At 64.3% G+C, this 13,993-nt stretch carries 12 protein-coding genes; 4 read left to right on the top strand and 8 right to left on the bottom strand.

The window, feature by feature from the left end; translation table 11 throughout:
- Positions 1-90: 90 nt before the first annotated feature.
- Positions 91-546, bottom strand: a complete 456-nt coding sequence (gene trmL / locus ACUXVH_RS05770) for a tRNA (uridine(34)/cytosine(34)/5-carboxymethylaminomethyluridine(34)-2'-O)-methyltransferase TrmL (protein WP_047283558.1) — start codon at positions 544-546, stop codon at positions 91-93.
- Here trmL and ACUXVH_RS05765 point away from each other — a divergent pair.
- Positions 545-985: a hypothetical protein gene (locus tag ACUXVH_RS05765; protein ID WP_011058751.1), complete on the top strand. Its 441-nt coding sequence runs from the start codon at positions 545-547 to the stop codon at positions 983-985. The two genes, trmL and ACUXVH_RS05765, sit on opposite strands and share 2 nt — an antisense overlap.
- A gap of 685 nt (positions 986-1,670) precedes the next feature.
- Here ACUXVH_RS05765 and ntrC read toward each other — a convergent pair.
- Complete coding sequence (gene ntrC / locus ACUXVH_RS05760) at positions 1,671-3,107, bottom strand: nitrogen regulation protein NR(I) (RefSeq protein WP_065364825.1); 1,437 nt, start codon at positions 3,105-3,107, stop codon at positions 1,671-1,673.
- A complete protein-coding gene (gene glnL / locus ACUXVH_RS05755; protein ID WP_011058753.1) occupies positions 3,104-4,189 on the bottom strand; it encodes a nitrogen regulation protein NR(II) in 1,086 nt (361 codons plus the stop codon). Before glnL ends, ntrC begins: the two co-directional genes overlap by 4 nt.
- 371 nt (positions 4,190-4,560) lie before the next feature.
- On the opposite strand from glnL, the gene ACUXVH_RS05750 reads away from it, so the two are divergent.
- The gene (locus tag ACUXVH_RS05750) at positions 4,561-5,655 is read left to right on the top strand and encodes a bifunctional transcriptional activator/DNA repair enzyme AdaA (RefSeq protein ID WP_011058754.1); all 1,095 of its coding nucleotides are present in this window, start codon (positions 4,561-4,563) and stop codon (positions 5,653-5,655) included.
- On the opposite strand, the gene ACUXVH_RS05745 is transcribed toward ACUXVH_RS05750, so the two are convergent.
- Positions 5,638-7,050 (bottom strand): MFS transporter, encoded by a 1,413-nt coding sequence (locus ACUXVH_RS05745; protein ID WP_065364826.1) that lies wholly within the window; start codon positions 7,048-7,050, stop codon positions 5,638-5,640. The genes ACUXVH_RS05750 and ACUXVH_RS05745 overlap by 18 nt on opposite strands.
- A gap of 157 nt (positions 7,051-7,207) precedes the next feature.
- A complete protein-coding gene (locus ACUXVH_RS05740) occupies positions 7,208-8,107 on the bottom strand; it encodes a LysR family transcriptional regulator (RefSeq protein WP_011058756.1) in 900 nt (299 codons plus the stop codon).
- Between the two features lie 110 nt (positions 8,108-8,217).
- On the opposite strand from ACUXVH_RS05740, the gene ACUXVH_RS05735 reads away from it, so the two are divergent.
- Positions 8,218-9,939: an acyl-CoA dehydrogenase family protein gene (locus ACUXVH_RS05735; protein WP_065364827.1), complete on the top strand. Its 1,722-nt coding sequence runs from the start codon at positions 8,218-8,220 to the stop codon at positions 9,937-9,939.
- A 35-nt stretch (positions 9,940-9,974) separates the two neighbouring features.
- A complete protein-coding gene (locus tag ACUXVH_RS05730; RefSeq protein ID WP_065364828.1) occupies positions 9,975-11,162 on the top strand; it encodes a CaiB/BaiF CoA transferase family protein in 1,188 nt (395 codons plus the stop codon).
- A 3-nt stretch (positions 11,163-11,165) separates the two neighbouring features.
- Here the strand turns inward: ACUXVH_RS05730 and ACUXVH_RS05725 are convergent, their stop codons facing one another.
- The 3 genes from ACUXVH_RS05725 to glnA form a co-directional block, all read right to left on the bottom strand.
- Positions 11,166-11,672 carry a DUF4124 domain-containing protein gene (locus tag ACUXVH_RS05725; RefSeq protein ID WP_015633837.1) on the bottom strand — a complete coding sequence of 169 codons (507 nt, stop codon included), beginning with the start codon at positions 11,670-11,672 and terminating at the stop codon, positions 11,166-11,168.
- Positions 11,673-11,740: 68 nt separating this feature from the next.
- On the bottom strand, positions 11,741-12,295 hold the full coding sequence (locus ACUXVH_RS05720) for a chorismate mutase (protein WP_011058760.1): 555 nt from the start codon (positions 12,293-12,295) through the stop codon (positions 11,741-11,743).
- Between the two features lie 136 nt (positions 12,296-12,431).
- Positions 12,432-13,838: a glutamate--ammonia ligase gene (gene glnA, locus ACUXVH_RS05715; RefSeq protein WP_011058761.1), complete on the bottom strand. Its 1,407-nt coding sequence runs from the start codon at positions 13,836-13,838 to the stop codon at positions 12,432-12,434.
- Positions 13,839-13,993: the final 155 nt, after the last annotated feature.

Below are 13,993 nucleotides of genomic sequence, written 5' to 3'. Positions count from 1 at the left end.
GGTTGCGGTACGAAAAAAGCGCCTGTAACGGCGCTTTTTTCATGCTCGGGCAAAACCTGTAGGAGCGGGCTTGCCCGCGAACCCCAGGCTCTACTTGAACCCCAACTGTCTCCAGCCTTCATAGACCGCAACGGCCACGGTGTTGGACAGGTTCAGGCTGCGGCAGCCTTCGCGCATGGGCAGGCGCAGGCGCTGTTCGCCGGGCAGGGCGTCCAGCACGTCCGCCGGCAGGCCCCGGCTCTCGGGGCCGAACAGGAAGGCGTCGCCCTCCTGGAAGCTGGCGTCATGGAAGGGGCGCGAGCCCTTGGTGGTGAAGGCGAACAGGCGCGGCTGGCCGAGGCTTTCCAGGCAACTGGCAAGGTCGGCATGGCGTTGCAGGGTGGCGTATTCGTGATAGTCGAGGCCGGCGCGGCGCAGGCGCTTGTCGTCCATTTCGAAACCCAGCGGCTCGATCAAATGCAGGTGGCAGCCGCTGTTGGCGCACAGCCTGATAACGTTGCCGGTATTCGGCGGAATTTCTGGTTGAAAGAGGATGACGTGAAACATGCACGGCTCCGAAGAGAAAGACAGGCTGCATTCTACGCCTGAAGCGTACTCGCGACCGAAGCTAATGCTGCGGGTGTTCGGCTCCCTGGCGATTGTCGGGGTGATGGTAGGGCTGATGATCGGCCGCCTGACCCAGCCTGATCCGGTGGCGTTGCAGCAGGTCGAGGTGGCGCCCGATGGGCTGGTGCTGTGGTTCAACCATGAGCCCAAGCTCCATGGGGAACACATCGATGGCACCGTGGCGCTGCTGTTCGATGCCCAGGGGCAGGCACAGAAGGGCCAGTTGCAGGTCAATCAGCGCAATGTGAACTGGCGGGTGCGCCGGGCGGACCAGGGCCTGCTGCTGAACCTGGTGGCCGCGCGGCCGCTGCGGGGCCAGTGGGACGGGAGCGAGGTGGAGGGGCGCTGGCGCCTGGCGATCCACCTGCGGGAGGAATAAAAGAGGGAAACCCCGGCCTGCCTGTACCAAGGCCCCCAAAAGCGGGAGGGGCTGAGCGCCACGAAGGCGATGAGTCCCGGTGTAAAGAAGGGGATTCCCGGCCTGCCTGTACCAGGGTCCCCAAAAGCGTGGCCCGTCGCGATGCGCGGGATGGGCCGGGTATTAAAGAGGGAAGTCCCGGCCTGCCTGTACCGGGGTTCCCGAAAGCCTGGCCCGTCGCTGTGAGCGGGGTGGGCCTGGTGTTAAAGAGGGAAGTCCCAGCCTGCCTGTACTGGGGTTCCCGAAACCTTTGGCCGTCGCGATGTGCGTGCCGAGCCTGGTGTTAAAGAGGGGAATCCCCGGCCTGCCTGTACCAAGGTCCCCGAAACTGGGTAGTGATTGGGTTATTGCAGGTGGCGTGCCAGTTTTGGCTGCAGAGGCGTTGATTGCTGGGATAAAAAGCCGAAAGCCCCGTAATCCGGGGCTTTTGCGTTTTCGACGGAGGGCTTTTCAGAGCTGAGGCCCGGGTTGTACCCGGGCTGTATGGCACTGCAGCGCGCCTTCGGGCAGTGCATGCACCCCATCCTGGTGCACGCACTTCCTCATCGTAGGAGCCGGCTTGCCGGCGAAAGCGCCTGTGGGCGCACTGCAAGGCTCAAGGGCCTCTTCGCTGGCAAGCCAGCTCCTACATGCCGCGGCCGGGGCTTCAGCCTTCCTCGCCTTCATCCTCGTCGCCACCGTCGACCTTCATCCCCAGCTCCTTGATCTTGCGGGTCAGGGTATTGCGCCCCCAGCCCAACAGGACCGCGGCATCGCGGCGGCGGCCGGCGGTGTGCTTGAGGGCGGTCTCGATCATGATCCGCTCGAAACTCGGTACCGCGCTGTCCAGCAGGTTCGATTGCCCGCGGGCCAGGGCCTGGTCGGCCCATTGGCGCAGGGCCTGTTCCCAGTTGGTGACCGGCGCTGAATCCTGGGGCAGGCTCAGCAACTCCGGTGGCAGGTCGCTGATATGCACCTCGCGACCCGAGGCCATGACGGTGATCCAGCGGCAGGTGTTCTCCAGCTGGCGCACGTTGCCCGGCCACGGCAGGTTCTTCAGGTATTCCTCGGTTTCGTTTTTCAGCAACTTGGGTTCCACCGCCAGTTCCTGGGCGGCGCGGCTGAGGAAGTGCCTGGCCAGGGTCGGGATGTCTTCGCGACGGTCCGACAGGCGCGGGATATGGATGCGGATCACGTTGAGGCGGTGGAACAGGTCCTCACGGAACTTGCCGGCGTGCACCAGGGTTTCCAGGTTCTGGTGGGTCGCGGCGATGATGCGTACATCGACCTTGACCGGGGTATGGCCACCGACCCGATAGAACTCGCCATCGGCCAGGACCCGCAGCAGGCGGGTCTGGGTGTCGGCTGGCATGTCGCCGATCTCGTCGAGAAACAGGGTGCCGCCGTCGGCCTGCTCGAAGCGCCCGCGCCGCAGGTTGGCCGCGCCGGTGAAGGCGCCCTTTTCATGGCCGAACAGCTCGGATTCCATCAGGTCCTTGGGGATCGCCGCCATGTTCAGGGCGATGAACGGCGAAGCCGCCCGCGGGCTGTGGCGATGCAGGGCATGGGCTACCAGTTCCTTGCCGGTACCGGATTCGCCGTTGATCAGCACTGTGATGTTGGAGTGGCTCAGGCGCCCGATGGCTCGGAACACCTCCTGCATGGCCGGCGCCTCACCGATGATTTCCGGAGTGCGAGTCAGGGTCGCCGGCACTTCCAGGCCTTGCTGTTCCTGGGCGTGCTGATTGGCGCGCTTGACCAGCGACACCGCTTCATCGACATCGAACGGCTTGGGCAGGTATTCGAAGGCGCCGCCCTGGTAGGAGGCGACAGCGCTATCCAGGTCCGAATGCGCGGTCATGATGATCACCGGCAGGCGCGGGTGCTGCTCGCGAATCCGTGCCAGCAGGTCCAGGCCACTGGCGCCGGGCATGCGAATGTCGGAAATGATCACGTCCGGGGCCTGGCGGGCCAGGCGGCTCATCACCCCGTCGGCGCTGTCGAAGCTCTGGGTGGTCATCCCTTCCTGCTGCAAGGCTTTTTCCAGGACCCAACGGATAGAACGGTCGTCATCGACGATCCACACGGTTTCACTACGGCTCATGTCGATGGGGCTCCTTGTTCCAGTGGCAGAAAGATCGAGAACGTGGTGTGGCCGGGATGGCTGTCACATTCGATCAGACCCTGGTGCTGGCTGATGATGTTCTGGGTGATGGCCAGGCCCAGCCCGGTACCGTCCGGGCGGCCGCTGACCATGGGGAAGAAGAGGGTGTCCTGCAGTTCCGCGGGGATGCCCGGGCCGTTGTCGATGATTTCGATCTTGCTCACCAGGCGATGGCGCACGTGGCCGATGGTGAACTGGCGCATGGTGCGGCTGCGCAGGGTGATGCGCCCCAGGCGCATTTCATTCTGGCTGCTGATGGCCTGCATGGCGTTGCGCACGATGTTGAGCACCGCCTGGATCATCTGTTCGCGGTCGATCAGCACGTCGGGAATGCTCGGGTCGTAATCGCGCACCAGGGTGATACAGCCCTGGCTTTCGGCTTCCACCAGGCTGCTGACCCGCTCCAGCACTTCATGGATGTTGGTCAGGGCCAGGGATGGCAGCTTGTTCGAGCCGAGCATGCGGTCCACCAGATTCCGCAGGCGGTCGGCTTCTTCGATGATGACGTTGGTGTAGTCCTTGAGGCTTTCCTCGGGCAGCTCCCGGGCCAGCAACTGTGCGGCGCCGCGAATGCCCCCCAAGGGGTTCTTGATTTCATGGGCCAGGCCGCGCACCAGCATCTTGCTGGTTTCCTGCTTGGACAACTGGGCCTCTTCCTTGGTGATCCGCAGCAGCCGGTCCCGGGGGTGGACTTCCAGTAGCAGCAAGGTGTCGCCGTTGCTGAGGATCGGCGTCACCGCGTAGTCGACGGTCAGGGTCTGGCCGGTCAGTGCGGTGAGCATGGCTTCGCGCTTGGTGAAGGGGTGCGCCTGCTCCACCGCCTGGCGCAGGGAGCTCAGGGCCTCGGCGGATTCGGTGAACAGCTCGCTGATGAATTGCCCATGGCTGCGCTGGCCGCTGATGGCCAGGAGCATTTCCGCCGCCGGGTTCATGTACTCAAGGCGCAGGTCGGCATTGAGCAGGATGGTGGCGGTGGTCAGGTTGTCCAGAAGCAGGCGGTGCAGTGGGTCGCTGATGGTCATGGGTAGATGGTGACCTCTTTTGAAGCAAGACAATCCGGGGCCGGTCCCGAAGTGCGCGCGCGGCTAAGGCGCTGTGGTGGAGAAAATGCAAAAACCAAACCAAGGCTCCGAAAAGAAGCGCGCATGCCCTGAAACAGGCGTTTGAAGCCTGGTTCTGTGGCGTTTTGCCAGCTCTGGCGGGTATTTTCGAACCAAAATGGGCTGGTATTGGCACCTGAGTGCAAGGCATTGCACCAATATAGTGCATGAATCTAAGCGGCGCTCGATGGGCGCGCGTTGATAGAAGAATCAACGCCCGTTTTTCAGCGGCGCGGGGCAAAGGGCGGGTTTAGAGTGCTCGAACCCGATGCTTCAAGGTTTAGGATGCGGCCATGGAAAATGCCCCTCTGCTGTTCCAGCTTCCCGATGACGACACCCTGTACCAGGCGCTGCTGGCACGGGACCCGGCCTATGAAGGCTTTGCCTTTGTCGGGGTGAAGAGCACCGGCGTGTTCTGCCGCCTGACCTGCGCTGCACGCAAGCCCAAGCGCGAGAACACGGTGTTCTTCGGCTCCATCAAGGGTTGTGTCGAAGCAGGGTTCCGCGCCTGCCTGCGCTGTCGTCCGCTGGAGCGGGCCGGGGTCCAGGAGCCCTGGGTGCAGACCTTGCTCGAGCAGTTGGGCCGCGACCCGGAACGCCGTTGGTACGAGGACGACCTGGTCGCCCAGGGGCTGGACCCATCCACCGTGCGCCGTGCGTTCAAGCGCTATTTCGGCGTCACCTTCCTGGAAATGGCGCGCCTGCGTCGCATGGGCCAGGGCATGCAGCAACTGGCCTCGGGAGAGCCGGTGATCGAGGCGCAGATTAGCGCCGGCTTCGACTCCGACAGCGGCTTTCGCCACGCCTTCAGCCGCCTGGCGGGCCAGCCGCCGTCCAACTTGCGGGGGCGGGAACTGCTCAAGGTCGATTGGTTGCAGACCCCGATCGGCGTGATGCTGGCGGTGGCCGACGCCCAGGTCCTGCATCTGCTGGAATTCTTCGACCGCCCGGCACTGGCCAATGAGTTGCAGAACCTGCAGAAGAGCAGCGGTTCGAGCATAGGTTTCGGGCGTTTTGCCCCCATCGACCAGATCGAGGCCGAACTGCAGCGTTACTTCGCCGGCGAGGCGGTGCACTTCGCCACACCGCTGGCGATGAGCGCCTCGCCCTTTACCCGTACCGTCTGGCAGGCGCTGCGGGCCATTCCCCTGGGTACCACCTGCAGCTACGCCGAGGTGGCGCGGCAGGTCGGCTCGCCCTCAGCGGTGCGCGCGGTGGCCCGGGCCAATGCCGCCAACCAGATTTCCATTGTCATTGCCTGCCACCGGGTGATTGGCGCCGATGGCTCCCTGACCGGCTATGGCGGTGGTCTGTGGCGCAAGCGCTGGTTGCTGGAGCATGAGCGGCGCCTGCACCACTTGCAGGGTGCATCAGCGAGCGGGCTGTAGCTCGCTGCCTGGCACCGGGTCGAGCCGGGAAACCTTATCCACAGGTGGCTGGGCGCCAGTCTGGCGCGCCAATTCGTCGGCATCCGCCTGTTCTGCCGTGGACAGCTCGGCGGCGTTATGGCCGATGCGCTTGAGCAGGGCCAGCATGCATGCCAGCGAGACCAGGGCGTAGCAGGCCGAGGCGATGGCCACGCCGATGATGCTGCCGGTGCCATTGAGGATGCTCTGGGCCAGCACCGGCGTGGCGCCGCCCACCAGCAGTGAACACAGCTGATAGGAGATCGACAGCCCGCTGTAGCGCACCCGGGTCGGAAACGCCCGCGCCAGGATGCCGCCCACCGCGCCATAGAACATCGAGTGCGGCACCGTGGCCAGGCACATGCCCAGCACCGCGATCCAGTAGTGACCGGTCTCCACGGCGAAGAACATCGCCGGCATCAGCAGCAGCTCGGGCACCACCATCAGCACCATGGCCTTGCGCATGTCCATGCGTGAAACCAGCACCGCACCCAGGGGCTGGGTGATGAACTGCACCACCAGGGCGATGACGATCACGCTGAGGAAGCTGCCCTGGCTGTAGCCCAGCTCCTTGGTGGCCCAGGACAGGGCGAAGGTGCTCTTGAAATAGGTGACGTGGATGATCGGCAGCACCCCGGCCCCCAGCAGTACCAGGCGCCAGTGGTCGCGCAGGACTTCGAGAATCGGCAGCTTGACGGTCTTTTTCTGCTCCATCAGGCGCTTCATGTCATCGGATTCTTCCAGCTTGAGGCGGATGACCATGCCGATGATCACCAGCACCGCCGACAGCAGGAACGGAATGCGCCAGCCCCAGAGCAGAAAGTCCGGAGTCGGCAGGGCGCTGAGGCCGAAGAACACCAGGGTTGCCAGCAGGTTGCCGGCCGGCGAACCCTGCTGGGCGAAGGCGGCATAGAGAATGCCCTTGCCCTTGGGCGCGCTTTCGCTGGCGATGAGGATCGCCCCGCCCCATTCGCCGCCCACCGCGATGCCCTGGATGATGCGCAGGGTCACCAGGGCAATGGGGGCCCAGACGCCGATCTGCAGGTAGCTGGGCAGCAGGCCGATGCAGGTGGTGGCCAGGCCCATCATGATCAGGGTGATCACCAGGGTGGTCTTGCGGCCGATCTTGTCGCCCATGTGGCCGAAGATGATGCCGCCGACGGGGCGGGCGATGAACCCGGCCCACAGGGTCAGGAAGGACAGCAGGGTGGCCGTGCCGGGGGGCAGGTCGGCGGGAAAGAACACCTTGCCGAACACCAGGGCGGCGGCGATGCCGTAGGCGTAGAAGTCATACCACTCGATGGTGGTGCCGATGAATGAGGCGATACCCGCCTTGCGGGCTTTCTTGTGGGCAGCGGCATCCTGGGCAGCGTTCATGTTCAATTCCTGCGTTTTTATTGTTATATGCGCCCCTGATCGGGCGCATGGACCTCTGGCAAGGTCCGACCGCTGGGAGCCTATACAGGCAGGAATCGAAAAATATAATGATTAAATCTTATGGTTTGATACGTGATTGCGTATCGCGCCCCAACGCTCAGCGCCCTCCGGCGGCCGGTTTGATCAGGGACTTGAGCAGCCCTAGAAAGCTTTCGGCCGCCGCCGAAGGCTTGTCCTCCAGGCGGATCGCCTGGATCTGCGAAGGCGCGCCGGAGCCTTCGAGCTCGCCGTAATGCACGCCCGGCTGGCCGAGCATGGCCAGGGTCTGGGGCACCAGCGCCACGCCCATCTCGTGGGCCACCATTGCCACCACCGTTTGCCATAGCCGCGTCTCGTGGCGAATGCGCGGGCTGAACCCGGCCGCCACGCAGCGGGAAATGATCAGGTCGTGGTAGTGCGGCGAGACCGCCCGCGGAAACAGGATGAAATCGTCATTGGCCAGTTGCGCCAGGTCGATCCGCGCCTGGGTGGCCAGCGAGTGGCTCTGGGGCAGGCAGCAGAGGAACGGCTCGGCCAGCAGCGGTTCGCTGTGGATGCCGGCGGCAAAGGTGCTGCCATGGACGAAACCGATGTCGATCTGGCCGCGTTGCAGGGCCTGGGTCTGGTCGGCACTGTTCATTTCCATCAGCACCACTTCGGTTTCCGGGTATTGCTGTTCGAAGGCCTTGACCGCCTCGGGCAGCCCGCGGTGCAGGATCGAATTGACGAAACCCAGGCTCAGGCGCCCGGCAAAGCCTTCTGCCGAGCGCTGGGTCAGGTGCCGCGCCTGGTCGGCACGCAGCAGCAGGTAGCGGGCCTCGTCCAGCAGAACCTGGCCGGCGTTGGTCAGGCTCACCGACTTGTTGTTGCGATTGAGCAGTTGGACTTCCAGTTGCCCCTCAAGCTTCTTGATGTCGAAACTCAGGGCCGGCTGGGAAATGCACAGACGGTTCGCGGCCCGCCCGAAATGCAGTTCTTCGGCTACCGCGACGAAGTAGCGCAACTGTTTGAGGTCCATGGCGACTCCGGCTCTACGATATGGATTTCTTATCGTAGTTGATTGATTTTGTATTAGATACTTATCGATGGCGGCTCTAGTCTCGGCCTACAAAAAACAGGAGACGCGCCATGACCGCCGAGCCCCGCCCCATTGAAGACAGCCTCAACATCCCCGACAGCCGCGGCATCAACCTGTTCGAGTGCGACGCAGGCCTGGCCGCGCTGCTCCAGGTCTACCTGCCCTCGGCGGTCTACCAGCAGTGGTTGCCCACCTTGCAGCACCTGGGCGCCCGGGCCGGTGGCGAGCTGGATGTGCTGGCCCTGAGCGCCGACAAGAATCCCCCGGTGCTGCAACCGCGTACCCGCCGCGGCGAGAACCTGCAAAGCATCGCCAAGCATCCGGACTACGTCACCCTGGAACGGGTGGCCTTTGCCGAACTGGGGCTGGCTGCCATGAGCCACCAGCCCGGAGGCCCGCCGCCGCTGATCAAGTACGCCCTGACCTACCTGTTCGTCCAGGCCGAGTTCGGCCTGTGCTGCCCGGTGAGCATGACCGACTCCCTGACCCGCACCCTGTGCAAGTTCGGTACGCCGGAACTGGTGGCGCGCTACCTGCCGCAGTTGCAGTCCCAGGATTTCGAGACGCTGTTCCAGGGGGCGATGTTCATGACCGAACAGGCCGCCGGTTCCGACGTTTCACGCACCGAAACCCGGGCCCGGCTGGAAGATGGCCAATGGCGCCTGTTCGGTGAGAAGTGGTTCTGCTCCAACCCGGATGCCGACCTGGCCATGGTCCTGGCGCGCCCGGAAGACGCACCACCGGGCATGGCCGGGGTGACCCTGTTCCTGTTGCCCAAGGTGCTGCCCGACGGCTCGCGCAACCACTACCGGATCCAGCGCCTGAAGGACAAGCTGGGCAGCCGCTCCATGGCCAGTGGCGAGATCACCCTGGAAGGCGCCACGGCCTACCTGATCGGTGAGGTCGGCCGCGGTTTTCAGCAGATGGCCGACATGATCAACATGTCGCGCCTGTCCAATGGCGTGCGCGCGGCGGGGCTGATGCGCCGGGGGCTGAGCGAGGCGTTGTACATCGCCCGCCAGCGCCGGGCCTTCGGCAAGCACCTGATCGAAATGCCGCTGATGCAGCGCCAGTTGCTGAAGATGATGCTGCCCGCCGAACAGGCGCGCTCGGTGTTCATGCAGATCGCCAGCTTGCTGCCCCGGGCCGATGGCGGCGATGAGACGGCGCGCAAGTGCGTGCGGATCCTTACGCCGCTGATCAAGTTCCGCGCCTGCCGTGATGCCCGCCGGGTGACCGGCGATGCCATGGAAGTGCGCGGCGGGGTTGGCTATATCGAGGAGTGGAGCGATGCCCGGCTGGTGCGCGATGCGCACCTGGGGTCGATCTGGGAGGGCACCAGCAACATCGTCGCCCTGGACATTGCCCGGGCGGTGACTCGGGAGCAGGCGCTGGAGCCGTTGCAGGGCTATCTGGCCGGGCTGCTGGCCGAGGCCGATTTGCCACCGGCGAGCCGCCGGCTGTTCGATTCGGCCCTGTTGCGCACCGTGACCGGCTTCCATGCCGTGGCGCAGCAGCGCCGGGACGAGCAGGTGCGGCAGGTGGGCAGCGTTCTCTATCACCTGGCCAGCGCCATCTTCATGGCCTGGGAGGCCGCGCGCCAGGGTGCGGACCGTCGGCGCCTGGCCCTGGCTCACCTGGTGCTGGTGCACAAGGTATTGCCGCGCGATCCGTTGGGCCTGGAGCCGGTGATCGATGCCGAGCTGCTGGCGCGCCTGGCCAATGAAAGCCCGCTGTCCCAGGCCCAAGCCATGCAATTGCTGCCGGCCTGAATGGCCGTCCTTGTCCGATCTGCCGGAGTACATCCATGACGTTTGCCCAAGGCGCCCTGGCGGGCGTGAAAATCATCGATCTCAGCCGTGTGCTGGGCGGCCCCTACTGCTCCCAGGCCCTGGCCGACCACGGCGCCGAGGTGATCAAGCTGGAACCTTTGAGCGGTGATGAGACCCGGGGCTGGGGGCCGCCTTTCGAAGGTGATGACGCGGCGTATTTTCGCGGTATCAACCGTAACAAGCAGGGGATCGCCGTCGACCTGTCGCGCCCCGAAGGCCTGGAACTGCTGATGCAGTTGCTGGAAGGCGCCGACGTGCTGATCGAGAACTTCAAGCCGGGCACCCTGCAGCGTTGGGGCATCGGTTACCAGGAGGTGCTGAGCCAGCGTTTTCCGGCGTTGATCCACTGCGGGATTTCCGGCTTTGGCGCCGATGGCCCGCTGGGCGGGCTACCGGGTTACGACGCGGTGATCCAGGCCATGGCCGGGCTGATGAGCGTCAACGGCGAAGGCGACGGCGGGCCGTTGCGCATCGGCCTGCCGATTGTCGATATGGTCACAGGCCTGAATGCCCTGGCGGGGATTCTCCTGGCCCTCAACGAGCGCCAGCGCAGCGGCCTCGGGCAGTCACTGGACATCTCCCTGTACGACTGCGGCGTGTCCCTGCTGCACCCGCACCTGCCGAACTACTTCGCCGCCGGCAAGACGCCCAAACGCACGGGCAACGCCCATCCCAACATTGCTCCCTACGACAGCTACCGCACTGCTGGCGAGCCGATTTTCCTGGCGGTGGGCAACGACCGCCAGTTCACCCGGCTGTGCCAGGAACTGGGGGCCGGCGCGTTGCTGGAGGACCCGCGCTTTACCGACAACGGCCAGCGCTCGATCAACCGTGAGGCCTTGAAGCAGCAACTGGAGCATTACCTGTCGGCACACGACGGCTCGTTGCTGGCCCCGCGGCTGATCGGCCTGGGGGTGCCTTGTGGTTCGATCGCCACCGTCGACCAGGTGGTGGCTCATCCCCACACCCGGCATCGCGGGCTGCTGGTGGAACTCGATGGCTACCGGGGCATAGGTTCGCCGGTGAAGTTGTCGCGCACGCCGGCCAGCTACCGTACGGCGCCGCCGAGCCTGGGGCAGGACACCCGGGCGGTATTGCAGGGGCTGGGCCTGGATGAACCGACCATCGCCGCACTGCTGGCCAGCGGCGTGGTGCACGGTTGAGGCTCAGGGGCGGCGGGCCCGCAGCAGAGTGAAGCTGATGGCCGGGCTCTGTTGCAGGACCTTGTCGCCAGCCAGCACCTGCACCGCCAACCGGTGCTGGCCACGGTCGATATTCACCAGTTGCAGCTCGGGCCCCTGGCCGGCCTGGCCATAGGGCTGGCCATCCAGCAGCAGGCGCAGACGGTGGCCGGGCCGCAGGCTGGGCTGCAACTCCACCTGCACGCTGAAACTGCCGTTGTTGGCGCGCAAGGCACCGTGCTCCGGTACGCCGCTCAGTTGCAGCCGTTCGTAGGCCAGAAGGGTGCTGGCAGGTTGTGCTGCCGGCGTATGTGGCGCCGGTGTGGCCGGGCTGGGGAGGCGATTCGGCGCGGGCGTTTCAATCTGCCGGTACGAGGTTCCCGGCGGCTGGTCGCTATAGGCGCGATTACCGGCCGAGTCGGTGTACTGGTAGATCTGCGCGCCGGCTGGCAATGCGCTGATCCACAGCAGGCAAGCAATGACGAGGTGCATCTCGCTGATCCTGGCGGGTGCCTGAAAGGCTCCAGCATAGGGTGCTGCTGCGCGTGGCACAGGCGTGGTTAACCTTTGAACACACATAACTCTGCCGTGGCACGAACCATCGCCAGTCGTCGCAGCGGGTCGCTGCTGCTGGCCTGATTGGCCCGGGCCAGCCATTGCGGGCATTGGCGGTCGGTGCGCTGCGGGCTGAAGTCGGCCAGTTGCTGCAGCAGGCGTTTTTGTAACTGATCAAGTTGGGGGCGGATCTGCCCGGCCAGGTCCTGGCGCGGAGTGTCCGGTGCCCGGCCTTGCAAGTGCCAGGTCGAGAGTCGGGCGTATTGCACCAGCTTGTTGGCTTCGATCTGGGCGGCGAAGAACTGCCCAACCGTTTCTTCGCTCAAGTGATAGGTTGCGGCCTGGGCGGTTGCCCCGGCGATCACCTGTTGTTCCCGCGGGCGGTCTTCCACGGCCTTGTGGCTGTCCCATTTGCTCAGGGCCACCTGATCGGCAATCGCCAGGCGTTCGCCGATGCTCTGCAGCAGCGGGGCGAGGGCGGGCGGGGCGTCACTGGCGCAGGCGGCGGTGGCGAACAGGCTGCAAGTCAGGGCGAGGCACAGGTTGAGGCGCGAAGTCATGGGCGGGCTCGGCTGCTGATGGGGAGACGGCGCCCATGATGCACGCAACCACCCCGGGCAGGGCAAATGCGCGGGCATAAAAAAGGCCTCCCGAAGGAGGCCTCTTGATCACGCGGCTTGCGCCGGCGTTACCGGATCAGCAGCTGTAGTACAGCTCGTATTCCAGTGGGTGTACGAAGGTACGTACCTTGATTTCTTCTTCGCTTTTCAGGGCGATGTAGGCGTCGATGAAGTCGTCGCTGAAAACGCCGCCTTTGGTCAGGAACGCACGACCTTTGTCCAGCTCTTCCAGGGCTTCCTTCAGGCTGCCGCAAACTTGTGGGATCTCTTTGGCCTCTTCAGGCGGCAGGTCGTACAGGTTTTTGTCAGCAGCGTCGCCAGGGTGGATCTTGTTCTGGATGCCGTCCAGGCCGGCCATCAGCAGGGCAGCGAAGGCCAGGTACGGGTTGGCAGCCGGGTCCGGGAAACGGGCTTCGATACGGCGGGCCTTAGGGCTCGACACGTAAGGAATACGGATCGAAGCGGAGCGGTTGCGCGCCGAGTAGGCCAGCATGACCGGGGCTTCGAAGCCTGGCACCAGACGCTTGTAGGAGTTGGTCGCCGGGTTGGTGAAGCCGTTCAGGGCCTTACCGTGCTTGATGATGCCGCCGATGAAGTACAGGGCGGTATCGGACAGGCCGGCATAGCCTTCACCTGCGAAGGTGTTCTTGCCGTCTTTCCAGATCGACATGTGGACGTGCATGCCCGAGCCGTTGTCGCCGTACAGAGGCTTGGGCATGAAGGTGGCAGTGCGGCCGTAGGCGTCAGCCACGTTGTGCACCACGTACTTCAGGGTCTGGGTTTCGTCGGCCTTCTTCACCAGGGTGTTGAACTTGACGCCGATTTCGTTCTGGCCGGCAGTCGCCACTTCGTGGTGGTGAACTTCGACGGTCAGGCCCATTTCTTCCAGTGCGTTGCACATGGAGGTACGGATTTCGTGGTCGTGGTCGAACGGTGGAACCGGGAAGTAGCCGCCCTTGACGCCTGGACGGTGGCCCTTGTTACCGCCTTCGATGTCCTGGTCGGACATCCACGAACCTTGTTCGGAGTAGATCTTGAACATGGAGCCGGAGATGTCGGACTTGAATTTCACCTGGTCGAAGATGAAGAACTCTGGCTCTGGGCCGGCGAATACGGTGTCGCCGATACCGGTGGCTTTCAGGTGCTCTTCGGCGCGCTTGGCGATGGCACGTGGGTCACGATCGTAACCCTGCATGCTCGAAGGTTCGATGATGTCGCACACCAGGATCAGGGTCGGTTCTTCGGTGAACGGGTCCAGTACGGCGGTTTCGTCGTCCGGCATCAGGATCATGTCGGAGGCTTCGATGCCTTTCCAGCCAGCGATGGAGGAGCCGTCGAACATCTTGCCAGCTTCGAAGAAGTCTTCATCCAGCGCATCACGAGCCGGCATGGTCACGTGATGTTGAGTGCCCTTGGTGTCAGTGAAGCGCAGATCAATCCATTTGACGTCATGATCTTTGATGAGTTGAACCGACTTCGACATAGTGTCCTCCGGGTGGCTTCGGGCTTGGTGTTGGAGTGCCCTTAGAATGTGGGTGATGCCGGCGCGAATACTCTGCCATGGCAACCTGCCTCACAAGGGAGCAAATTGCATGCCAGTGCCCCGAGATGGGTTTTCTGCCCCAAAATCACGCTTTC

The sequence above is a fragment of the Pseudomonas sp. 8(2025) genome (assembly GCF_052665325.1).
This window is presented reverse-complemented; position numbering and strand designations above follow the sequence as displayed.